Here is a 23,358-nt window from a genome sequence, read left to right as displayed (position 1 = left end):
TTCATAGCTCATCTTTTGTGCGGGCATACCAGAACTCATCGGTTGGCGGTTCTGCCCGCACCCCGTTGCTGCTCCACTCCCGGTCCAGCGGGCCGATACGTGTCCAGAACGCATCGGTCATCAACACCGACAGTTTGCCCAGTACCCTGAGCTGGTTCACCAGCACGTGAGGGGCCGGCGCAGGCCCTGAGCTGAGCAGGCGGCTTTCAGTGAGTGAAAGCGCGGGCACGTATTTGAGCAGGGCCCCGCCGCGGCAAGACAGGTAACAACTCTCAGCCCGGGGGGCATTGTTCTTGATCACCACCAGGCTATCGCGCAAGTCATCCTTGGAGACGAAATTCTCCAGCAGGTCTTTGTCTATCTGCTCATGGCTGGACGTCGACGCAATCGCCTTGTAAAACCGGTGGACCGCGACAATTTTATGGGTGCCCAGTACATGGCCCGCCGGTACGTCAAATCCGGCGTGGCCAATCCAGAAAAACCTTGCCAGCGTGGACATGCCGTTTATCAGCCCCTGATCCTCCACCGGTTCGATCGCCACGTACCCCTGCCCTGGCTCTGGCTCCAGGACCGCACCCAGGTATTGCCTGGACTGGAACGGGGCCACCAGCCCCTGGGCATAATGGGCAGCATCATCGGGGTAAAAAAACAACGGGCCGCAGAACGAGTGAAAAAACGGATCATCCACCAATGCATGGGGCGTTTTTTTTGGCACCCAATTGGCAGTGACCCGCTCTTTCCTGCCCCATATTTCACTGTTCACCCGTACGTGCAGCTCACCGGCACTCGCCAGGCGACGCACGTAGTCGCGCACCTTGAGGGTGCCTTCAAGCAATCGAGTACGGTCCAGATGGGCCTCGCCCGTTACCCTGTGCAGTGGCGTGCTTCGGGGAAGTACGTACTTGAGCAACGCACCGTCAGCGCACACCAGGTACAGCGGCAGGCTTTCCCCGTTGCGCGCGTAGGTGAGGAAGCTCAGCGCCTTGACGATGGCAGGGGGCGCAAAGAAACTGTGCGCCATTTCATCATCGGCAGACGCAATGGCAACGGTGGAGGCACACAGGTACAGGCCATCAAGCACATAACCCTGAGGCAACTGACCGCCGACAAATACTTGGGTGAGATCGGCGAGATCTTCTCGAACCAACGCCAGGGTTGTCATGTACAACGGTTTGTTCACCGATTTGAGTACGTAACCGAATGCCACTTCGGCTTGCGGCTTGTACAAGCGCTGGGCGTGACGGACGGCATCATACGCCTGGGTGAACAGGGGCCCGCAGGGCGGGTCAAGGAATACGGCGCGAATCGCTCTGGCGTCGGTTTGAGGTTGATTGGCCAGAAAACTCACCTTCACCGTCCTCGGCGGTCCCCATACCCGGTCGCCCTCCACCACACGTAATTCACCGGCCTTCGCCACCTGCGTCACGAAGTCCGCAGGCGAAAGTGCCCCGCTGTGTATTTGCTGCTCGATGAGGTTATCGCCGTAGTCCGCCCTCACCGGGTTCAGCGGCGCCACACGCTGCATGAGCAACGACTCCTCGGCGGCGCTGGACAACTGGTAACTGAGGATCGAGCCCCTTGCACCGAACACGTACTCCCGATTGAGGTAGCGCTCACGGTGCAAGAATGATCCCAGTACCGCGCTCGGTATCATGGTTTGGTAGATGGCTTTTTCAGTCGCGGACAGCAGCATCGGTACCTCCTGGTCCACCAGGGACCGATACCGCGCCACAATCGTACTACCTCCCGGATACAGCCCCGCCGCAACCGTCTGCTCAGGGTAGATCCAATTCAGCGCAAACCCTTGGGGCGGCAGCGCCAGGGGCTCCGTCGCCACGAACAGCCCGTTGACCAGTCTGAGCACTACGCCGCCATAGGCCCGACGATAGCCGTTGTTCAGCCGCGCCGCTGCGTGGCGGGCCGCATCATCGGCACTCGCAAAGGAAGGGCTCAACCGACGCGGCATCAGGGTTTCGTAACCGCCCCATGTAGCGGCGACCACGCCTTTTTTATCCCAATACTGGCTGGTACGTACGACAGTGAGCATGCCTTTGAGCACCCACTCCCTGAGGAAGTCCAAGGGTGGCTTCTGACCGGAGTTCAACTGTTCCTGCGCCTGGGTCAATAACGTATCTGCCGGGCCGCCACTGCTCACATCAAGGGGTGCGGGCACATACCGCAACAGCGCACCATCGAGGGTCGAAAAATACAACGTCGGCTTTTTCACGCCTGCTCGATCAGCCGCAAAGATCGCGGTATACAGCACATCCGGCGTGACAAAAAACAACGTCAGCCAAGCGTTCGAAGTATTCAACCCCGCAGGCGACCATTGCTGCGAGCGAAACAGTCCATGCACTTCAAACCCATCGGGCAGCCGATAGCCGCCGCCATCCTTGCGCTCAAACAAACGGTTGAGATTGAACAGCGTGTCCTGAGCAGTGACGCCCACAATCTGACTCGCAATGTACTGCTCCTGCTCCTTGTGTTTGAGAATGAAGGCGAAGCAGGCCGAATCAGCGTAATTGCGCCCGTGCACTCGCCCATGCAAGTTGTTGGCAGCTTCATCGGCGCTGGGAAACACGGCGCCGTAGGTGACATAGTCAGGTGGGCCGGATCGCGGGGCGTAGGTGTAGTTGGGCGTCCAGTCGTTGTAGACCACCGAACGCGGGCCCCACAGCGCATTGCCTTCTATAACCCTCAAGTCTGCTGCCTCAGCCAGGCGCCAGACCCAATCGGCAGGTCTGATCCGCCCGCTGTCGAGGCGTTTGCCGAGGCTATTGTCACCGGCCTGGGGGCCGAGGTTGGCCAACAGCAGGCTTTCCTGGGATGAGTTGTTCGGGGTGAACTCCAACAGGCAGTCCTGCGCCCCCGACAGATACGCCGGCCGGCCAGCCGGGATGATCGAGTAGATTTCGGCGGTGCTGAACACCTGCTGGTTGATCTGCGCCTCGTCGCGGGTCCAGCCGCGCTGTGCCACCGCCACCGGATCGGCCATCGACAGGGCCAGGTGCGAACCATAGCGCCCATGCAGCACATAGGGTTCCGGCGGGATCAAAGGTCCGGCGTGGCCCAGAGGGAAAAACAACGTAAAGGCAAAGGGGTTGGCGGCGCTGGCAATGGGCTCGGTAATGACAAAACGACCATCTTCGCCCTTGAGCACATAACCACCGTAGTAGCGGTCGCGCCAGTTGCCGATTTGCTCATGGGCATACACCGCCGCATCCCGTGCAGAGAGAAACGAACGGCTCAAGGTTGCCTTGTAGAACGACGTCAACAGGTCGGAGCGGTTATCCACACTGCCCACCTTGCGCCACAAGCCACCGGCCTGCACCACCGCCAGCTCGGTTGCCGCAATGACCCTGCGCACATAGTCTCGCGGGCTCAAGGTGCCGCTGAGCAGGGCGGCCTGTGCACCGTTGTCGTTCAGCTCGCCCTCGCTGCCCTGCCGCACCAGCTCACTGGTGGACGTGGCCTCGGGCACCTTGAACGCCAGCAGGGCACCGTCCGAGGCTTGCATATACAGGGACAAACCACGCCCCGGGTTTTGGATTTCCAGAGTGCCTCGCGCCTGCCGAGTCGCCGCCACTATTTGTGCCGGTGTAAAGAAGGTACTGGCCAGCCATTTTTCCCGCGCCGCGACTTCGTGGGTCTGGTAAAAACTGGTGAAGTAGATGGCCTCCAGCCGGTAGCGGGAAGGCAACCGAAGCTTACCGTTGGGGCGTTTGGGAAACACCTCGTTGAGCGAGAACAGCGGTTGACGCTTGGGCGTCGCCAAGGTTGCAACGTAGGCGTCCTCACGGCTGTGCTTGAGTACAAACCCGACCTTGGCGCCCTGGTCGGACGCACCGGCCAACAATAGTGCACGCAACACGGCCGTTTCCGGGGTTGGAAACACCGCCGTGAAAAATGGCAGTTGTTGCACGACTGTCGCCGGCGTCCTGATCCGCCAGCCGTGGGTGATACGGCCGCGCACGCCGCCCCACACCGGATGCGCGATGATCACCCAGAGCTCGCCGGCCTCGGCCAGTTTCCAGATCAGATGTTCGAAATCACTGCTGGGCTCAAGCGTCCCGTCACGCAACTGCTGCTCCAGTTTTTTTTCCGTCGTCGAACCGCTGCTGACGTATTTGAGCAACACGTTATCGGGCCCGGAAAAATAGTGGGTCTTGGCGAACGCCCGCTGCCTGAAGCTGAAGAGTTGGTCGGCCACCGAATAGTAGTTGTTGAACAGCAGCACCTGGTCGGCCGTAAAGCTGGGAAACATGCCCTGGATTTGCGCGGCATCGGCAGGATGGGAATGGTAGAAGGCCTCGGCGACATAATCGCCAGGGGCGATGAAGTGGCCTTGGCTGTCCTTGGCCAACACCAGCCCATGATCAAAGCTGTTGCGTTGGTCCGGTACAGGATGGGTAGCGTAGTAGCGGCCTGCGCGCTTGAGAATGACACCGCCATACTCGACATCACGGCGCTCGCCGATGGCGGCATGTGCCCAGCACGCGGCGTCGTCGGCACTGATAAAGGCTGGGCTCAAGCGTGGTGACGGTTTTTCAAGCGCTGGGGGATCAGCAGCGAATCGTCCTGCCCGTTGCCATGCTGTCCCGACCTGCACCACATTCAACTCCCCCAACCTGGCCATTTTCTCGACAAACTGGGCAGGGGTAAGCGTGGCCTCTTTCATTTGTTTTTCCACCACGCTTCCATCATCGGAAAGGAACTGGGCTTCTGCCTCCGAGCCGGAAAAGGTGTAGGACAATAGCGCACCATCGGCACTTCGCAACATCAGCGTCAGACGCCGATGAGGGTCGTACAACGCAGGGTCGGCACGCCACTGGGCAAGCGCGGCAGCCAACAGTGAGGGGGTGAAAAAATACTTGTGCTGCCACACTTCTTTCGGCTGCACCCGGCAATAAACCCTATCAATCCGAAAGTTGGACGGCAGGCGTGCGCGGCCCTCGGCGCGTTTCATAAACAGCCCCTCGGGGGGTACGAGGCGTTGCTGCTCCCAGGCAGAAACGGGAGCGATGTACTCGTCCTTGCCGATTGCCTTGAGTACATACCCGAAGACGGGCCGGGCCGACGCCGTGATATTCATCGGCAGTAGCTTTTCCAGATCCCGACCTGGGAATACCGACGTAAACAATGGCTGCAGTGCCTGCCCTCCGGCCAATCGCTCCCCCATGCGCCAGTCTTTGTCGACACGCCCGCGTACGCCGCCCCAGACGGCGTTGGCTACCAGCACCGAAAACTCGCCCGCTTCGGCCAACTGCGGGATGACGTCTTCGTGCAGATCCATATCCCCGGGGTCGCCATCGTCCAAGCGCTTTAAAAACGCCAGTTCCTTGGGCGAACCGCTGGCCACGTACTTGAGCAGCGAGCCTTCGGGCCCGGACAAGTAATGGGTGCCGGCAATATGACGAAAACGAATCATGACTTGCATGTCGGGAGGCGAAAAAAACCCGAGCAGGAGGGTGCGCTCATCGGCGGTAAAGTGCGTGCCCTCATATGCGGCGTAATCAAGCGGATGGGAATGATAGATCGCCGCGCACGTATAACCCGACGGCAAGATAAGCGTGCCGTCATCCGCCGTAGCGAAGACTTCGTTCAGGGTAAATGACGAGGTCTTACCCGGCTGTGGTGTTGTCGCGGCATAACGGTTCTCGCGCTTGAGAATCACACCGCCGTACTCTCTGTCGCGCTGATCGCCTATTTGCTCATGCGCCCAATACGCGGCGTCATCGGCACTGATAAAAGGCGGGCTCAAAAGCGGCAAATGAACGGCCTGGTTTGACGGGTGGGCTGCAGTACTGGGGATCTTTTCCATAAAAGCTCTCGCGCAAGAAGGAGCGAAGGCGCATCGCGTGCGCCTTACCTGAACCCTCATGCTGGAACATCCCTGCACGGTGCTTGCGGCGCATATCTATCTTCATGCCCCGTTTTAGCGCCTCGCATGCACTTTGCCGCCATTGCGGCGCCAAGCTAGTGCACGCCCTTGCCAACACCCGCAGCAATCACTCAAGGGCGACGGTGGTTTGCGCCGCAGGCACAGCCTTTGCAAAGTCCGGTGTATCTGCCCCCATAAAAATATCGGTTTACGGAGATCGCACCATGCAGCGTCGTAGCTTGATCAAGGCTTTTACTTTGTCGGCATCCATTGTCGCGATGGGTTTGACCTGGACCGTGCAGGCTGCCGAGACCATCAAGGTCGGGATCCTGCACTCGCTGTCCGGGACCATGGCGATCTCCGAGACTTCGCTTAAAGACATGGCGCTGATGACCATCGACGAGATCAACGCCAAAGGCGGTGTGAACGGCAAGATGCTCGAACCGGTGGTAGTGGACCCTGCCTCCAACTGGCCGCTGTTCGCCGAGAAAGGCCGGCAACTGCTGACCCAGGACAAGGTGGCCGTGGTGTTCGGCTGCTGGACTTCGGTGTCGCGTAAATCGGTATTGCCGGTGTTTGAAGAACTTAACGGTTTGCTGTTCTACCCGGTGCAGTACGAAGGCGAAGAGATGTCGCCGAACGTGTTCTACACCGGCGCGGCGCCGAACCAGCAGGCGATCCCGGCGGTTGAGTACCTGATGAGCGAAGAAGGCGGCGGCGCCAAGCGCTTCTTCCTGCTCGGCACCGACTACGTGTACCCGCGCACCACCAACAAGATCCTGCGCGCGTTCCTGCATGCCAAAGGCGTGGCCGACAAGGACATCGAAGAGGTCTACACCCCGTTCGGCCACGCCGATTACCAGACCATCGTTGCCAACATCAAGAAGTTCTCCGCTGGCGGCAAGACCGCGGTGGTCTCCACTGTCAATGGCGACTCCAACGTGCCGTTCTACAAGGAGCTGGCCAACCAGGGCTTGAAAGCCACCGACGTACCGGTGGTAGCGTTCTCGGTGGGTGAAGAAGAACTGCGCGGCATCGATACCAAGCCGCTGGTGGGCAACCTCGCAGCGTGGAACTACTTCCAGTCGGTGGAAAACCCAGTGAACCAGAAATTCGTCGCCGACTGGAAAGCCTACGCCAAGAAACACAACCTGCCGGGTGCGGACAAAGCCGTGACCAACGATCCGATGGAGGCCACCTACGTGGGCATCCATATGTGGGCCCAGGCGGCGGAGAAAGCCAAGTCCACCGACGTCGACAAAGTGCGTGAAGCCCTGGGCGGCCAGACCTTTGCTGCACCGTCGGGCTTCACCCTGACCATGGACAAGACCAACCACCACCTGCACAAGCCGGTGATGATCGGTGAGATCCAGGCCGATGGGCAGTTCTCGGTGGTGTGGCAGACCCAGGAGCCGATTCGGGCGCAGCCGTGGAGCCCCTACATTCCGGGCAATGACAAGAAGCCGGACTATGCAGTGAAGAGCAACTAAAGCCCACCACAGGTCAAAAATGTGGGAGGGGGCTTGCTCCCGATTGCGGCGGGTCAGTGATACATGCATTGCCTGGCACACCGCCATCGGGAGCAAGCCCCCTCCCACAGTGTTGACCGCGCATGACTAGGACATTGTGTTATGCCTACTGCCCTCCAACATTGCCTGTTGGCACTGCTATTGTTGTTGCCGTTTGGCGCACACGCCAGCGACGCCGAAGACTTCCTCGCCGCCAACCCGACGCAACAAGCCAAGCTCCTCCAGGACTGGGCCGCCCAGCCCGACCCGGCGCGCATCGAGCTGGTGGACGCCCTGCAACAAGGCCAGCTCACGCTCAACGGCGAAACCAAAACCATACGCCTGAACAATCGCCTGCGCGGCTTGATCAATAACGTCCAGGCCAGCCAGCAGTTACTCGCCGCCGACCCCAAGGTGCGCCTGGCAGCCGCGCGCATCCTGCAAAAAAGCGCGGTACCTGCGCAGTTGAAATTCCTCGACCAGCAGGTCGCCGCCGAGACCGATGAGGACGTGCACACCGCCCTCAGCCTGGCCCTGGCCAACCTGCAACTGGTGGACAGCGATCCGGTGGTGCGCCTGGCTGCCGTGCGCTTGCTCGGCAGCACCGGTGACCCGCTGGCGCGCACGCGTCTCGAAGCGCTGCTCGCGCCGGGCGTGGAAACCGATGCCGCCGTGCACACCGCGGCCGAAACCAGCCTGGCCCAGGTCAAGCGCAAACTGATGATGGGCGAGATCCTCGGCCAGGCGTTCAGCGGCATGTCCCTGGGGTCGATCCTGTTGCTGGCGGCGCTGGGCTTGGCGATCACCTTCGGTCTGCTCGGCGTGATCAATATGGCCCATGGCGAGATGCTGATGCTCGGCGCCTATTCGACCTATGTGGTGCAGTTGATGATGCAGCGCTATGTGCCTGCTGCTATCGAGTTCTACCCGTTGATCGCGCTGCCGGTGGCGTTCTTCGTCACCGCGGCCATCGGCATGGCCCTGGAGCGCACAGTGATCCGCCACCTGTATGGCCGGCCATTGGAAACGTTGCTCGCCACCTGGGGCATCAGCCTGATGCTGATCCAACTGGTGCGCCTGGTGTTCGGCGCACAGAACGTCGAAGTGTCCAACCCCGCCTGGTTGTCTGGGGGCATCCAGGTACTGCCCAACCTGGTGCTGCCTTACAACCGCATCGTGATCATTGCCTTCGCGCTGTTCGTGGTGGTGCTCACCTGGCTGCTGCTGAACAAGACACGCCTGGGCCTGAACGTGCGCGCCGTCACCCAGAACCGCAACATGGCCGCCTGCTGCGGCGTGCCCACCGGGCGCGTGGACATGCTCGCCTTTGGCCTCGGGTCCGGCATCGCAGGCCTTGGCGGCGTGGCGCTGAGCCAGATCGGCAACGTCGGCCCGGACCTGGGCCAAAGCTACATCATCGATTCGTTCCTGGTGGTGGTGCTCGGCGGTGTCGGCCAGTTGGCCGGCAGCGTCATGGCGGCGTTCGGCCTGGGTATCGCCAACAAAATTCTCGAACCGCAGATCGGCGCCGTACTTGGCAAGATCCTGATCCTCGCGCTGATCATTCTGTTTATCCAGAAACGCCCGCAAGGACTCTTCGCACTGAAAGGACGGGTGATCGACTGATGAACCAGCCATTGATGCTTACAGCCACGCAAAAGGCCGGCCCCAAGGTGACGATTGCCGTCGGCGTGGTGATTCTCGCCGTGCTGCTGGCGTTGCCGCTGCTGTCGCTGCTGCCGGCGCAGAGCACCTTTCATGTTTCCGCCTACACCCTGACGCTGGTGGGCAAGATCCTCTGCTATGCCATCGTCGCCCTGGCACTGGACCTGGTGTGGGGCTACGCCGGGATGCTGTCCCTGGGCCACGGTCTGTTCTTCGCCCTGGGCGGCTATGCCATGGGCATGTACCTGATGCGCCAGGCGTCAGGGGATCAATTGCCGGCGTTCATGACCTTCTTATCCTGGAACGAGTTGCCCTGGTACTGGGCCGGCACAGACCATTTCCTCTGGGCGCTGTGCCTGGTGGTGCTGGCCCCGGGCTTACTGGCGCTGGTGTTCGGCTTCTTCGCCTTCCGCTCAAGGATCAAGGGCGTGTATTTCTCGATCATGACCCAGGCCCTGACCTTTGCCGGGATGCTGTTGTTCTTTCGCAACGAGACCGGGTTTGGCGGCAATAACGGCTTCACCAATTTCCGCAGCATCCTCGGCTTTGGCATCACCGAACCGGGCACGCGGGCGGTGTTGTTCGTGGCGACAGTGCTGTTGCTGGTGGCCAGCCTGTACATCGGCTGGCGCCTGGCGCAGAGCAAGTTCGGCCGGGTGCTGACTGCACTGCGCGATGCCGAGAACCGCCTGATGTTCTGTGGTTACGACCCACGTGGCTTCAAGCTGTTCGTATGGGTATTGAGTGCGGTGTTGTGCGGGCTTGCCGGGGCGCTGTATGTGCCGCAGGTGGGCATCATCAACCCCAGCGAAATGTCGCCGACCAACTCCATTGAGGCCGCCGTGTGGGTGGCCCTGGGCGGGCGCGGCACGCTGATCGGGCCATTGCTCGGCGCCGGCGTGGTCAATGGCATGAAGAGCTGGTTCACCGTGGCTTTCCCGGAATACTGGCTGTTCTTCCTCGGCGCGCTGTTCATCATCGTCACCCTGTACCTGCCCAAGGGCGTTATCGGCCTGCTGAAAAAATGAGGAACGTCATGCTTGAACCTATTTTCGATGCGGGCAGCGGCCGCGATGCGATCGGTATCGGCCAGGCCGCAGGCAAAGGGCTCAATACCCGCCATGGCACCATCCTGACCCTGGAAGATATCAGCGTCAGCTTCGACGGTTTCAAGGCCCTCAATGACCTGAATCTCTACATCGGCGTCGGTGAATTGCGCTGCATCATCGGCCCCAACGGCGCGGGCAAGACCACGCTGATGGACGTGATCACCGGCAAGACCCGGCCCAGCCACGGCAAGGCCTGGTTCGGCGAAACCCTGGACCTGACCAGCATGAGCGAAGTGCAGATCGCCCAGGCCGGTATCGGCCGCAAGTTCCAGAAACCCACGGTGTTCGAAGCCCTCAGTGTGTTCGAAAACCTCGAGCTGGCGCAGAAGGCCGACAAGTCGGTCTGGGCCAGCCTGCGCGCACGCCTCAATGGCGAGCAGAAAGACCGTATCGATGAAGTGCTCGAGACCATCCGCCTCACCACCTCGGTGCAGCGGCCCGCCGGCTTGCTGTCCCACGGCCAGAAGCAGTTCCTGGAAATCGGCATGCTGCTGATGCAAGACCCGCAACTATTGCTGCTGGACGAACCGGTGGCGGGCATGACCGACGCCGAAACCGAGTTCACCGCCGAGTTGTTCAAGCGCCTGGCGGGCAAGCATTCGTTGATGGTAGTGGAGCATGACATGGGCTTTGTCGGTTCGATTGCCGACCACGTCACCGTGTTGCACCAGGGCAGCGTATTGGCCGAAGGGTCGCTGGAACAGGTGCAGGAAAATGAGCGAGTGATCGAGGTCTACCTCGGTCGCTAAGGTGGTTTTCCTGTAGGAGCGAGCTTGCTCGCGAGATCGTTAACGATAACGCGGGCATCCTGAATGTACGCGGCGCCCTCAGGTTTTTCGCGAGCAAGCTCGCTCCTACAGGGGATTGAGGAGGTTTTGAGAATGCTGCAAGTCGACAAGCTGCACCAGTACTACGGCGGTAGCCACATCCTGCGCGGGCTGTCCTTCGAGGTGAAGATCGGCGAAGTCACCTGCCTGCTCGGGCGTAACGGCGTGGGCAAGACCACCCTGCTCAAGTGCCTGATGGGTTTGCTGCCGGCCAAGGAAGGCGCGGTGAATTGGGAAGGCAAGGCCATCACCGGCTTCAAGCCGCACCAGCGTGTGCATGCTGGCATCGCTTATGTGCCCCAGGGACGGGAGATTTTTGCCCGGCTGACGGTGGAAGAAAACCTGCTGATGGGCCTGTCGCGCTTTCCCGGCGCCGAAGCCAAGGCAGTGCCCGCCTTCATCTACGAGCTGTTCCCGGTGTTGCTGCAAATGAAGCATCGCCGTGGCGGCGATCTGTCCGGCGGCCAGCAACAGCAATTGGCGATTGGTCGCGCCCTGGCCAGCCGCCCGCGCCTGCTGATCCTCGATGAGCCCACCGAAGGCATCCAACCGTCGGTGATCAAGGAGATCGGCGCGGTGATCAAGAAGCTCGCGGAACGCGGCGATATGGCAATCCTGCTGGTGGAGCAGTTCTACGACTTCGCCGCCGAGTTGGCGGACCAGTACCTGGTGATGTCCCGGGGTGAAATCGTGCAGCAAGGCCGCGGTGAAAATATGGAAAGCGAAGGTGTGCGCGGACTGGTAACCATCTAATCTGTAGCCTCTTGACGATAAGCACCCGGCCATGAACCTGCCCATATCCCCTGCCCTGTTCACCCCCAGCTGGCACGCCGAGCTGGAACTCGGCTACGCGCGTTTCGGCGACACCACGCGCCCGGTATTGCGCCGCCACCTTGGCCCGCTGCGGGTGCAAAAGCACCTGTACGCCGAAGGCCCCGGGGTGTGCCAGCACATCATCGTGCACCCGCCCGGCGGAATTGCCGGCGGTGATCGCCTGGACATCAGCGCCCATGTCGGCGCGGGGGCCTGGGCGCAGTTGACCAGCCCCGGCGCCGCCAAGTGGTACCGCGCCAGCGGCCCGGCGTTTCAACAAGTCGAGTTGACCGTCGAGGCCGGCGCGACCCTGGAATGGCTGCCCCAGGAAACCATCGTGTTCAGCGCCGCCCAGGCTGAACTGACAACACGTGTTGAGCTGCAAGGCGACGCGCGGTTGTTCTACTGGGATGTGGTCGCTCTTGGACGCCCGGCCAGTGGCGAGCGGTTCGACCTCGGCCACTTTCAATCGCACCTGGATATCCGCCGCGACGGGCAGTTGCTCTGGCATGAGCGCCAGCGCATTGTAGGCGCCGATGGGTTGCTGGATTCGCCCATCGGGCTGGATGGGCAGCCGGTGTTTGCCACGTTGCTGGTGACGGGTGAGATCGAGCCTGAATTGCTTGAGCGTTGCCGCTCGCTGCCCCACGCTGTGCGCGGCGATCTGACCCAATTGCCGGGCTTGCTGGTCGCCCGCTGCCTGGCCAGTGAAGCACTGCTGGCGCGAGGATGGTTGATTGATCTATGGCGATTGCTGCGCCCGGCCATACTCGGCAGAGAAGCAATATCACCAAGAATCTGGAGCACATGAAGATCAAAATGTGGGAGGGGGCTTGCTCCCGATGGCGGTGGGCCAGTCACAGATGTATGCCTGACACCCCGCCATCGGGAGCAAGCCCCCTCCCACACTTGATCTCTGTCAAATTCAAGAATGCATTCTTTGAAGGACCTTGAACCATGGACCTGACCCCACGGGAAAAAGACAAACTGCTGATCTTCACCGCAGGCCTCGTCGCCGAGCGCCGCCTGGCACGCGGGGTGAAGCTCAACTACCCGGAAACCATCGCCTACATTTCCGCCGCCCTGATGGAGGGCGCCCGCGATGGCCGCACCGTGGCCGATCTGATGCACTACGGCACCACACTGCTCAGCCGCGAACAGGTGATGGAAGGCATCCCGGAGATGATCCCGGATATCCAGGTGGAAGCCACCTTTCCCGACGGCACCAAGCTGGTCACCGTCCACCAGCCCATTGCGTGAGGCACTGCGATGATTCGTGATGCAACCGAACACGACCTACCGGCGATCCGCGACATCTACAACGACGCCGTGCTGAACACCACGGCAATCTGGAACGAGCAACCGGTGGACCTGGCCAACCGCCAAGCCTGGTTCAGTGCGCGCCAGGCCCAGCAGTATCCGATCCTGGTGGCGGTGGAACACGACGAAGTCATCGGCTACGCCTCCTTCGGCGACTGGCGGCCTTTCGAAGGCTTTCGCTATAGCGTCGAACACTCGGTGTACGTGCGCAACGATCAACGCGGCAAAGGCCTTGGCCCACGCCTGATGCAAGCGCTGGTGGAGCGTGCGCGCAGCGGCGGCAAGCACGTGATGGTCGCGGCCATCGAAAGCGGCAACCAGGCGTCCATCCATCTGCATGAACGCCTGGGTTTCATCACCACAGGGCACATGCCGCAAGTGGGCATCAAGTTCGGCCGCTGGCTGGACCTGACCTTTATGCAACTGACCTTGAACCCGGGCGCCGAACCGCCCAAGGAGTGAGATCGATGAACGCTGCACAACTGCGTCGAGTCAATGCTGAAAGTTTTGCCCATTACCGCCTGGGCTTGATCGAGCTGTTGCTGGACGCGGTGCAGCATGGCGCTTCGGTGGGTTTTATGGACGACTTCGACGAAGCCCAGGCCCGCGCCTATTTGAGCGGCGTGCAATCCAGCATCGAAGACGCAAGCCTGCTGCTGTGGGTGGTGGTGCGTGACGAGCAGGTCATCGCCAGCGTGCAGTTGGCGCTGTGCCAAAAAGCCAATGGCCTCAACCGCGCCGAAGTACAAAAGCTGCTGGTGCACAGCAGCGCCCGCCGCCACGGCCTGGGCCATCAATTAATGAACACCCTGGAACTCGCCGCGCGCCAGCACAAGCGCGGCCTGCTGTACCTGGACACCGAGGCCGGCTCCGCTGCCGAAGCGTTCTACCAGTCGCTGCGTTATACCAAGGTCGGTGAGCTGCCCGACTATTGCCAAAGCCCGGACGGGCGCTACAGCCCGACCGCCATCTACTTCAAGACCCTGGGGCAACCTGCATGATTCCTGGCGAATATCAGATCCAGCCGGGCGACATCGAACTCAATGTCGGCCGTCGCACCCTCACCCTCGACGTGGCCAACAGCGGTGACCGGCCGATCCAGGTGGGTTCGCACTACCATTTTTTCGAGACCAATGACGCTCTGGAGTTTGATCGTGCAGCAAGTCGTGGCATGCGCCTGAATATTCCGGCGGGCACGGCAGTGCGGTTTGAGCCGGGGCAACGGCGGGAGGTGGAGTTGGTGGATTTGAGCGGTGGCAGGCGGGTGTTCGGGTTTGCCGGGCGAATTATGGGTGATCTTTAGGGCCTCATCGGGAGCAAGCCCCCTCCCACAAGGGAATGCATTCCAAGTGTGGGAGGGGGCTTGCTCCCGATAGCGCTTTCACATTCAACACATCTTTATCAGGGCAACCACACATGAAAATCAGCCGCCAAGCCTACGCCGACATGTACGGCCCAACCGTCGGTGACAAGGTTCGCCTGGCCGACACCGAGCTGTTCATCGAAGTGGAACAGGACTTCACCGTCTACGGCGAAGAAGTCAAGTTCGGCGGCGGCAAGGTGATCCGCGACGGCCAGGGCCAGAGCCAGTTGCTCGCCCATGAAGTGGTGGACACCCTGATCACCAACGCACTGATCATCGACCACTGGGGCATCGTCAAGGCTGACGTTGGCCTCAAGAACGGTCGCATCCACGCAATCGGCAAGGCCGGCAACCCGGATGTCCAGCCCGGCGTGACCATGGCCATCGGCGCCAGCACCGAGGTGATTGCCGGCGAAGGCATGATCCTCACCGCCGGCGGCATCGACTCCCATGTGCACTTCATCTGCCCGCAACAGATCGAAGAGGCGCTGACCAGCGGCGTCACCACCATGATCGGCGGCGGCACCGGGCCGGCCACCGGTACCAATGCCACCACTTGCACCTCCGGCCCCTGGCATCTGGCGCGCATGCTGCAGGCCAGCGATTCGTTCCCGATGAACATCGGTTTCACTGGCAAGGGCAACGCCAGTTTGCCCGAGCCGCTGATCGAGCAGGTAAAGGCCGGCGCCATCGGTTTGAAGCTGCATGAAGACTGGGGCACGACGCCGGCAAGTATTGATAACTGCCTGAGCGTGGCCGACCAATACGATGTGCAGGTGGCGATCCACAGCGACACCCTCAACGAGTCCGGTTTTGTCGAAACCACCCTCGCCGCCCTCAAGGGCCGCACCATCCACACCTACCACACCGAAGGCGCCGGCGGCGGTCACGCGCCGGACATCATCAAGGCCTGCGGTTACCCCAACGTGCTGCCCAGTTCTACCAACCCGACGCGGCCGTTCACCCGCAACACCATCGACGAACATCTGGACATGCTGATGGTCTGCCATCACCTGGACCCGAGCATTGCCGAAGACGTAGCCTTCGCCGAAAGCCGCATCCGCCGCGAGACCATCGCCGCCGAAGACATCCTGCACGACCTCGGGGCGTTCTCGATGATCAGCTCCGACAGCCAGGCCATGGGCCGCGTCGGTGAAGTGATCACGCGCACCTGGCAGACCGCCGACAAGATGAAAAAACAGCGCGGCGCCCTGCCCGGCGACGGCCCCGGCAACGACAATTTCCGCGCCAAGCGCTACATCGCCAAGTACACCATCAACCCGGCAATCACCCATGGCATCAGCCATATCGTCGGATCCATCGAAGTGGGCAAGTGGGCCGACCTGGTGCTGTGGCGCCCGGCGTTCTTCGGTATCAAGCCGACGTTGATCCTCAAGGGCGGCGCGATTGCCTCAAGCCTGATGGGCGACGCCAACGCCTCGATTCCCACGCCGCAACCGGTGCATTACCGCCCGATGTTCGCCAGCTTCGGCAGCGCGTTGCACGCCACCAGCCTGACCTTTATCAGCCAAGCCGCCCAGGACGCCGGGTTGCCCGAGGCCCTGGGCCTGAAGAAGCAGATTGCGGTGGTCAAGGGCTGTCGCGATGTGCAGAAAACCGACTTGATCCACAACGACTACCTGCCCGAAATCGAGGTAGATCCACAGACCTACCAGGTCAAGGCCGACGGCCAGTTGCTGTGGTGCGAGCCGGCGGATGTACTACCGATGGCCCAGCGTTACTTCCTGTTCTGAACCCGCCCCTGCAGGCGCGGGCAAGCTCGCGTCCACAGGAAACGGAGACTACGCAAACAACGTCGCAATCATGCCTTCGCTGTATTGGTAATCCATGCGCAACTCGACACCCGCCGGGATATCTTCAAGGGCAAATATCGCCGTCAGGATCATAGTGCTCCTGGTGCTCTTGGCACCCTGCCCCTCCTCCACTTCAACGTCGAACCCAACCCCTTCTACATTGTAGCCGCCGGCGGCCTGGCGTATGGGCTTGCCGTTGGCGTCATACTCAAAGTGGGTATTGATCCTGGAAAGGATGTTGTCCCCCGAGATTTCGATGGGCTCCATGCCGAGTTTTCCTGGGGTCGGCCTGGCACCCGCCACGATCACGTAGGTCTGCCCTCCGGGGCTGCCGACTTGAGAGGGCAGCACGGTGCCGCCGTAGACGCCGAGGATTTCACCTTTGGCAATACGCCGGTTGGCCACCACCATGGACTGCCCGATCAGAACTTTTTCTTCAGGTACCTGCATGTCCTGGGCAGTGAACACGCGCCGCTGCAGCTTCTCGTCATAACGCGCCGCCACCTTTTCGTAGCCTTCAAACTGGAGATAAGGCTTGATCTGCTCAGAGCTGTACTTGACGCCCGCTTCGGTCACGACTTCTCTCTGCAGTTTCCGGATACGCATGGGTTTGCCTTGCAGATCCCGCAGCGGGTACCTGCCGTTGTTAACCCGGTCATAACTGCCCGGCACATTGCGCAGCTGGGTGAAATGCACCTCGCGCTTCATGGCGCTCAGCTCGGTTGCAGTGTAGTGATCCACCGGCATGGACTCGGATGCATCTTCAAGTTCATCGCTGGAACTGCCGGACCGCATGCCGCCCGCCGAGCCCCTGCGTATCCATGCGCCGCCGATATCGGGCTTGGCGACGATACCGCTGCTGACCAGGGCAAATGGATTCTCCGACGCCTGCACCCACAACACGTAATACTCGCCATCCCGGGCATCGGGCATGCTCGCGACAAAGTAGCGCTTGCCATCCAGCTCGATGGCGCGCGCCTGGCTGAGCTGCAGGCCGGAGGTCGGGCCCACGCCCGGTTCGACCAGCACTTCGAGAGGTTCATGGGGTAGCAGTACCTCGGCGATTTCCTGGCGGCTCAGGCTCTCGATCAGTGCTCCTTCCTCGATCGCCAACCGCGCCTGCAACTCATCGGCCCTGGCCTCATAGAGCGCGGCGGACAATTGCTCGGCCGCTCGCTGGTCATGCAGGGCGGCCAACTGCTGCTGGTAGGGCTCGCTGAGCCGATCAAACTGCGCGCGGTATTTATGCGTCACATAGTCCTGCCAGAAATCCCGGGCCAACAGGGCGTGAAACTCCTCGGCAGAGTTGTCCTGGCCAATGATGTGCGTGTAGGCGTCATCCAGCATTTGCTGCGTCACTTGGCCCAGACGGGTAAAGCGCACCCGCTCGGGCTGCCCTGGCAATTGCAGCCGATCCTTGAGGCCGAAGCGATACGCCAGGCCGATCTCCACCTCTTCTCGCAGGCGGTCGATGTGCCGGGACTTATCGGCCGGCGGCACAGCGGGGTCGCTGATAATGTCCTTGCTGCGCTGGATATCGGCACGCGCAAATTTGTCGACCTCGTCCAGGCGGAACAAGCCCTTGGACAGGGTCGCCAACTGCGCCCCCGGCGCCTGTGCGGTGGCTTGCGCCCGCGCCCTGTAGATCAGGGTCCTGACCTCCAGATTGGCGAAGGAGTATGCGGCAAGATCGCAGCAACCGGGCTCGCCGGCCTGGTTGAACAGGTCCTTGCGGTGGTTCTCCGATGGCTCGGTGTTTTCGCTGATGCTGTCGAGCACCTCCCACACGCGACGCTGCAAATCGGCATGCACTGGGCCGGCCGGCATCAGGTTATTGAGTAGCCGGAAGAATGGCTCGGCGCCCGGCTGGCTGCGCAGTTGCGACCACTGAGCGCGCCTCGCGGCCAGTTGCCCCTCGGACATTCCCTGGGTCCAGCGTTGCAACGGTTGCGGTTCGGCCACAGAAGGCCCGGTCAAGCCGCGCTGAGCCGTGATGGGGATGTTCAGCGCGGTTCTCACCAGCTGGTTCGTGTTGGTCGGCGCCAGGCCGGCCTGTACGAGGCGCTGGTCGTAAGCCCTGACCTGTTGCAGGGTTTGCGGGGTCAGCGGATTACCGGATACGTACGTCACGTCATTGACTTGTGCCGAGCGCGCCAACTGCTCGCCGGGCGGTGCAATGACCGAGTCTGGCAGGGTCGTGATGTGATTATTGCGCAGGTCTATCTGATCCAGATTCGGTTGCTCGGCCAAGCCCACGGGCCAGCTGTCAATATTGGTGTTGTTCATACTGAGCCAACGCATGTTGGTAATGCGCGTGAAGTCCGGCGCAAGGCCGAGGGTGTTGTGTTGCAGCCATAGCACGCGCAACGTGACCCGTTCCGACAGGATCCGCGCAGTCTCGCGGGTCAGGCGGATCCGGTTGTTCTGCAAGAACAAGCGGGTCAGGCCGGGCATTTGTCCGAGGGCCAACGGCAGCTCGCGCAACTGGTTGTCCGACATATCCAGCCAGCGCAGATGCCGGAATCGCGCAAGGAACCCTTCCGGCGAAGCACTGAGTTGTGTGTTGCTCAGTTTCAGCGAACCTACATGGCCGAAATCCACATCCAGGTCCGGCAAGTTCGGCAGGTTCAGCCCACTCAAATCCAGCTCCAGGCCAATCGGTTGTCCATCACTGCTGAGCTTTTGCGGGGTCTCACGGCGCCAGGCGGCGAGGATCCGTTGCTGGGCCTGGAGACGGTCGTTCAGATTGTCGGCGTTGGCTTGCCGTTCGCCTGTCCGCACATAGCGCTGGCGTTCTCCGCCCCCCGAAAACGTCCAGGCATTCAACTGTCGCTCCAGGGTGGTAAATTCCGCTTCGAGCCTGGCCAACGTCCCATCGGCTTGCTCGCCCATCAGCGAAACCCACGCCCTCGCTTCGTACGTGCGCTTGTTCGGGTACATACGCCGTATCTTTGCAAGCCTGGGGTTGCCACTGTCAAACGCGCCGTCACGAGCGCTTGAAACCACCGGCGACCGGGCCTCCGCCAGGCGTTCCCAATAGCTCTCGAACTGCTGCCAGTAATCAGCCGGGAACGGGTTGCCCTCAAGCAAGGTGACACCGTTGACCCGGGCGGTTTCTTCGAACTGCTCTGGAGCCGGGTTGAGGTATTGCGCCGGCACCTCGCGCAACAGGTTATGGCTCAAATCGACGACTTCCAGATCGGGGCACGCAAGCAGGCCCGTCGGCCACTGTTCCAGTTGCGCGCCCCTCAGGTTCAGTTGCCTCAAGTGCGGCATCCCACTGAAATCCGGGGTAATGCCCAAGCGGTTGCCGGTGAACCGCAGCGTCTCAAGATCGCCCAGGCCACTGAGCATCCGGGCGCTTTGGGAATTGAGGCGAATGCGGTTGGAGCTCAGGTCCAGCGAGGTAAGGTTGTGCATGTCACCGATGGCTGCGGGTAATTCGGTAAGCCCGCAGCGGCGAATGCTCAAATCCTCGAGCCCGCTGAATTGCTTGAGGAAGGCGTCGCCCTTGGCTGACCATTTGGCCCCATAGATTTCAAGGCTCTGGACATGCCCGAAGTCGGCGCTCAGTGTCGGCAGCTCCAACTTGCGTGGCATCATCAACCGCAGGGTGCGGCTACGCGTACGACGCCAGTGCCCCATGATCTCATTGGCCATACGCGGCGCCGGGGCGTCGATATCCCGCACGCCCGATGCGTCCAATGGCGTCGTGGCCTGGACCCAGGCGTCGAGATCGGCGGCCAGGGTCTTGAATTCCGCTTCCCGGCGGGCCAGCCCTCGCCTGACGTCGCCACCCAGTGACTGGATGAAATTCGTCACTTCATCGTCGCTCAAGGTCGGGTACAGCGTGCGTACCCGGGCCTTTAGCGCCTCCGGCGACGGCCCCACCACGCGGTCCAGCAGCCGCCGGAAGCCACGCCCGCCACCCAACAGGCGCAGCCCCGGTTCAACACTCGGCTTGCGCACCGGGTGCTCCAGCAACACCGTGCGCAGCGGTTGTCGCGGCAGGGGCGCTTGCCCGATGGCGGCCTTCATTTGCAAGGCATCAGTGAAGCCCAGGTTCTGGCGCTCCACACTGGACAACTGCTCCCAAGCGGCGGTGTAGAAGTCCCTGGGCATGGGTGCATCGAAGGCGCCGTTGATCTTGAGCACCAGGGTCTTGCGAATGCTCGAGTCCGGGGAACCGATGGCATCGAGCAGGGTGCCCTCGGCCGAGGATCGACGCAGCTCGACCCGTGTGCCGCGCCGCCAGCCGGGCAAGGTTTCGAGGGTACGCAGGGCCAGGCGCTGGCTGTCGAGGCCGGTCAAGGTGTCCAGGTGCAGGCCTTCATAGGCGCGCGAAACACGGGTTTCCTGCTCGAACCAACGCGCCTGCTCGCGCTGCGTTTCGGGCAGAATCCCGCTGTTGCGAAACGCCTGCAATTGTTCATCGTTCAGGCCGGCAAGTAACTCGGCGGCAATCGACGCCGGCAGCTTGGGGTAAGTGCCCTGGACCAGTCCTACGTCAGGGTCATCGCTGGCGCTCAACGCCTTGTAGCGTTCCTCGACCAACGAGCCCTTGAACGTCTCGACGATAGTGGCGACCGACTCGCGCACCTTGGCGGCCCGCATCGTCAACGACTCTTCGGCAGTGCCGGGGATCGTCATCAGCTTCGGGTCGAGGCCTTGCAAGCTGTGCAGCACCTCCTCGAGCAAATCACCACGGGCCAACTGGCTTTCAGTGACCACCACCACGTGCCGGGAAGCGGTGGTAAAGGCTTGTTCTTCCCACAACACGCGACCGCTGTCGCTCACCACGCGCAGCACGGTATTGGCCGGCAACATGCCACTGCGCCGCATGAACTGCAGTTGCAGTGTCGGGTCTGCCTGGGCGTGAAGCGCCGGGTCGCTGCTGCGCATCTGCTCGACAAAGGTGGTCAGGTCCTGGTGAGCCTTGAAGTGCTGGACGGTGTCTTCAAGCAACAAAGGCACCGGGCCGTGTTCGACATAGGCCTGGCGCAGGGTGTCGTCCTCGATGCCGCTGGCCATGCGCGCCTGCTCCAGGGCCGTCGCGTCGAGCCCGCGCTGCACCAGGCCCAGACGCCGGATCAAGGTCGGCTGGTCCCAGGTCAGGGGCTCCTCGACTTCATGGCTCCAGGCGCCGGCATGGTTATGCTCCAGCAGCGGTTCATAAGCACCAGGGCGGCTGGGATGCTGGATGCGGTATCGCCCGGTCTTGGGTTCCTGGCGCACTTGATAGTAGTCACCTTCATGGGGCAACAGCGTCTGTCCTTTATGGGCATAGAGGCCCAGGGCGTCCGGCTTGGTGTCTGCGGGTAAGTCGACCTGTACCTTGTAGGGCGTCAAGTCAGGGTTCCACAGCCGCTCTTTACCGTCGGGGAGGGTGACTGGCTTGAGTTTATCCACCACGCTCGCCAGCTTGATTTCGGGCACGACCTTGGCACCGGTCTTAAGCAAGGTTGCATTAAGGGCGATACTGGCTAAGTGCGCCCACATGGTCTTCAGGTCGCCTTGCTCGAAAGCCTCGACCCCTTCAAACGCCTCGGCGCACATCTGCAGCACCGCCACCGCCAGCATGATCGGCCCCAGCCCCGGCACCACGAACGCCGCGAGGTTGAATGCGCTGATCACCGCATCGAAGTAACTGGCCAGCCGGTCGAGGCGGGCCTGGCGATCCTCGTCACCGGTGGGCACGGCTACGGCGCGGGCGTCGGCAAGGATCTTGCGCACCTGGGCTTCGCGCAACGGTTGCCACAGGCGGGTGTCGATCAGCTGCTCATCCAGGGGTAAACGCGCCGGCTTGGCGGCCAATGGGTAGTCACCGGCCGCGCCATTGCCGTTGGCGGGTTTGTACAGCCGACTGAACTGTTGAAAGAACACGCCCTGTTCGCGCTGAGGCACGAAACGGCTGAAAAAACGCCGGTAGGACAGGCTGTGCAAGCGGGTCCGGAGGTCGGCCATGAACTCGCCGCTGGAGGCATATTCCTTGAGCGGCTGCTGGGGGTCGTTGGGGATGAACACCACCAGGCGCTCGACCCGATCGCTGTCTTTGCGTTCAGGGCCGATCAGCACGGGCCCGACCAACACACTGCCGAAGATCTTCAGCGCCGCAAACGTCACCGGTTTACCGTCAAGCCTGGCGCTGCCGGGGTCGGTAATGACCTGCTTGAGCATGCGATAGGCATCGGCACTGACGCCCCACTCCGGCGTTTGCACCGCCACCTCGGCACTCAACGCCAATTGCTGGCGCTGATGTTCTTCAAGCTGGCGTTCAAGCGCGTTGCGCTGGGTATCGTCAGCGGGTTGCACGATGTCTTGGATATGTTGCTGATACCGTTTGCCCAGGTCCAGGCTGCGGCACAGTTGGGCAAACTCATGGGCAGGAATGGCCAGCGCATGCGCCTGGATCACACTGGGAGTCGGGATGATGTCGCTGTCGAAGCCGCCCCAGGTGGTGATCACCTGGCAATCGGCGCAGGCCCTGACCTGTTCTTCGTCGGGCGCGAAGTTGGCCAGGGCCGCCTCGAGCAGGGAAACGCCGCGGTATTCATAGCGCTGCGCCGGGTCGCCTTGTTGATCGAAAACAAAGGCACCGTACAAGTCATCGCGACTTTTGAACCCGTACTTGCGTGCGAAATAGACGTTCCGGACATCCAGCTCCAACTTGAAGCGGGTCTTGATCGCGTCCTTGAGCGGCTGCTCGGCAAAGGCCAATACGTCCTCGATCTGGCCCAGGTGCTCGTCAACCTGGTTCAAAGTTTCACGGTAACGGTTATGGCTGTCGGCCAGGTCGGCCTTTTGCTGGGCCGTGGCACTCAGGTACCAGCTGGGCAGTTCCAGTTCGTGGTTGGCGAGTTCTTGCTGGCGCAGGGCGATAGCCTGATTGAACCAGGCGGGCACACGGTCTTTAAGGAAGTCGTAGTGCACGCCCCGAAGGTCAACGTTGAACGTGCCTTCGGGGGTGGGAGTAACGGGTTGCTCTGACATAGCGGGCCATCCATGACGGGTTGTGAAAACACCAACCTATCGAATCGCCCGGCCAGGCAAGCCCTAGC

At 61.7% G+C, this 23,358-nt stretch carries 13 protein-coding genes; 11 read left to right on the top strand and 2 right to left on the bottom strand.

The window, feature by feature from the left end; genetic code table 11:
• Position 1: 1 nt before the first annotated feature.
• A complete protein-coding gene (locus tag QYQ93_RS03830) occupies positions 2-5,821 on the bottom strand; it encodes a DUF4329 domain-containing protein (protein ID WP_338476366.1) in 5,820 nt (1,939 codons plus the stop codon).
• A gap of 284 nt (positions 5,822-6,105) precedes the next feature.
• Between QYQ93_RS03830 and urtA the strand changes: the two genes are divergently transcribed.
• From urtA to ureC, 11 genes are all read left to right on the top strand, one after another.
• Positions 6,106-7,371, top strand: coding sequence for an urea ABC transporter substrate-binding protein (urtA, locus tag QYQ93_RS03825; RefSeq protein WP_124399172.1), 1,266 nt, complete (start codon positions 6,106-6,108; stop codon positions 7,369-7,371).
• A gap of 141 nt (positions 7,372-7,512) precedes the next feature.
• Positions 7,513-9,015: an urea ABC transporter permease subunit UrtB gene (urtB, locus tag QYQ93_RS03820; protein ID WP_338476365.1), complete on the top strand. Its 1,503-nt coding sequence runs from the start codon at positions 7,513-7,515 to the stop codon at positions 9,013-9,015.
• A complete protein-coding gene (urtC, locus tag QYQ93_RS03815) occupies positions 9,015-10,082 on the top strand; it encodes an urea ABC transporter permease subunit UrtC (protein WP_338476364.1) in 1,068 nt (355 codons plus the stop codon). The genes urtB and urtC overlap by 1 nt, the downstream gene beginning before the upstream one ends.
• Complete coding sequence (gene urtD / locus QYQ93_RS03810) at positions 10,079-10,912, top strand: urea ABC transporter ATP-binding protein UrtD (protein ID WP_161796502.1); 834 nt, start codon at positions 10,079-10,081, stop codon at positions 10,910-10,912. The genes urtC and urtD overlap by 4 nt, the downstream gene beginning before the upstream one ends.
• 132 nt (positions 10,913-11,044) lie before the next feature.
• Positions 11,045-11,743, top strand: coding sequence for an urea ABC transporter ATP-binding subunit UrtE (urtE, locus tag QYQ93_RS03805; RefSeq protein ID WP_043047800.1), 699 nt, complete (start codon positions 11,045-11,047; stop codon positions 11,741-11,743).
• Positions 11,744-11,774: 31 nt separating this feature from the next.
• Positions 11,775-12,614 (top strand): urease accessory protein UreD, encoded by an 840-nt coding sequence (locus tag QYQ93_RS03800; protein ID WP_338476363.1) that lies wholly within the window; start codon positions 11,775-11,777, stop codon positions 12,612-12,614.
• A gap of 146 nt (positions 12,615-12,760) precedes the next feature.
• A complete protein-coding gene (ureA, locus tag QYQ93_RS03795) occupies positions 12,761-13,063 on the top strand; it encodes an urease subunit gamma (protein ID WP_003171437.1) in 303 nt (100 codons plus the stop codon).
• A gap of 9 nt (positions 13,064-13,072) precedes the next feature.
• The gene (locus tag QYQ93_RS03790; RefSeq protein ID WP_043047804.1) at positions 13,073-13,585 is read left to right on the top strand and encodes a GNAT family N-acetyltransferase; all 513 of its coding nucleotides are present in this window, start codon (positions 13,073-13,075) and stop codon (positions 13,583-13,585) included.
• Between the two features lie 5 nt (positions 13,586-13,590).
• Positions 13,591-14,124, top strand: coding sequence for a GNAT family N-acetyltransferase (locus tag QYQ93_RS03785; protein WP_043047806.1), 534 nt, complete (start codon positions 13,591-13,593; stop codon positions 14,122-14,124).
• A complete protein-coding gene (locus QYQ93_RS03780) occupies positions 14,121-14,426 on the top strand; it encodes an urease subunit beta (RefSeq protein WP_043047807.1) in 306 nt (101 codons plus the stop codon). Before QYQ93_RS03785 ends, QYQ93_RS03780 begins: the two co-directional genes overlap by 4 nt.
• A gap of 113 nt (positions 14,427-14,539) precedes the next feature.
• Entirely contained in the window at positions 14,540-16,240 is a 1,701-nt protein-coding gene (gene ureC / locus QYQ93_RS03775) for an urease subunit alpha (protein ID WP_338476362.1), read from the top strand.
• A gap of 48 nt (positions 16,241-16,288) precedes the next feature.
• Here the strand turns inward: ureC and QYQ93_RS03770 are convergent, their stop codons facing one another.
• On the bottom strand, positions 16,289-23,290 hold the full coding sequence (locus tag QYQ93_RS03770; protein ID WP_338476361.1) for an NEL-type E3 ubiquitin ligase domain-containing protein: 7,002 nt from the start codon (positions 23,288-23,290) through the stop codon (positions 16,289-16,291).
• Positions 23,291-23,358: the final 68 nt, after the last annotated feature.

Source organism: Pseudomonas khavaziana, from assembly GCF_036704165.1.
Classification (GTDB): domain Bacteria; phylum Pseudomonadota; class Gammaproteobacteria; order Pseudomonadales; family Pseudomonadaceae; genus Aquipseudomonas; species Aquipseudomonas khavaziana.
This window is presented reverse-complemented; position numbering and strand designations above follow the sequence as displayed.

Coding starts and splice junctions, on each gene's coding strand:
- QYQ93_RS03790 (WP_043047804.1), top strand. CDS start 13,073: ATGATTCGTGATGCAACCGAACACGACCTACCGGCGATCCGCGACATC.
- urtB (WP_338476365.1), top strand. CDS start 7,513: ATGCCTACTGCCCTCCAACATTGCCTGTTGGCACTGCTATTGTTGTTG.
- urtD (WP_161796502.1), top strand. CDS start 10,079: ATGAGGAACGTCATGCTTGAACCTATTTTCGATGCGGGCAGCGGCCGC.
- ureA (WP_003171437.1), top strand. CDS start 12,761: ATGGACCTGACCCCACGGGAAAAAGACAAACTGCTGATCTTCACCGCA.
- QYQ93_RS03780 (WP_043047807.1), top strand. CDS start 14,121: ATGATTCCTGGCGAATATCAGATCCAGCCGGGCGACATCGAACTCAAT.
- urtE (WP_043047800.1), top strand. CDS start 11,045: ATGCTGCAAGTCGACAAGCTGCACCAGTACTACGGCGGTAGCCACATC.
- QYQ93_RS03830 (WP_338476366.1), bottom strand. CDS start 5,821: ATGGAAAAGATCCCCAGTACTGCAGCCCACCCGTCAAACCAGGCCGTT.
- ureC (WP_338476362.1), top strand. CDS start 14,540: ATGAAAATCAGCCGCCAAGCCTACGCCGACATGTACGGCCCAACCGTC.
- urtA (WP_124399172.1), top strand. CDS start 6,106: ATGCAGCGTCGTAGCTTGATCAAGGCTTTTACTTTGTCGGCATCCATT.
- QYQ93_RS03800 (WP_338476363.1), top strand. CDS start 11,775: ATGAACCTGCCCATATCCCCTGCCCTGTTCACCCCCAGCTGGCACGCC.
- QYQ93_RS03770 (WP_338476361.1), bottom strand. CDS start 23,290: ATGTCAGAGCAACCCGTTACTCCCACCCCCGAAGGCACGTTCAACGTT.
- urtC (WP_338476364.1), top strand. CDS start 9,015: ATGAACCAGCCATTGATGCTTACAGCCACGCAAAAGGCCGGCCCCAAG.
- QYQ93_RS03785 (WP_043047806.1), top strand. CDS start 13,591: ATGAACGCTGCACAACTGCGTCGAGTCAATGCTGAAAGTTTTGCCCAT.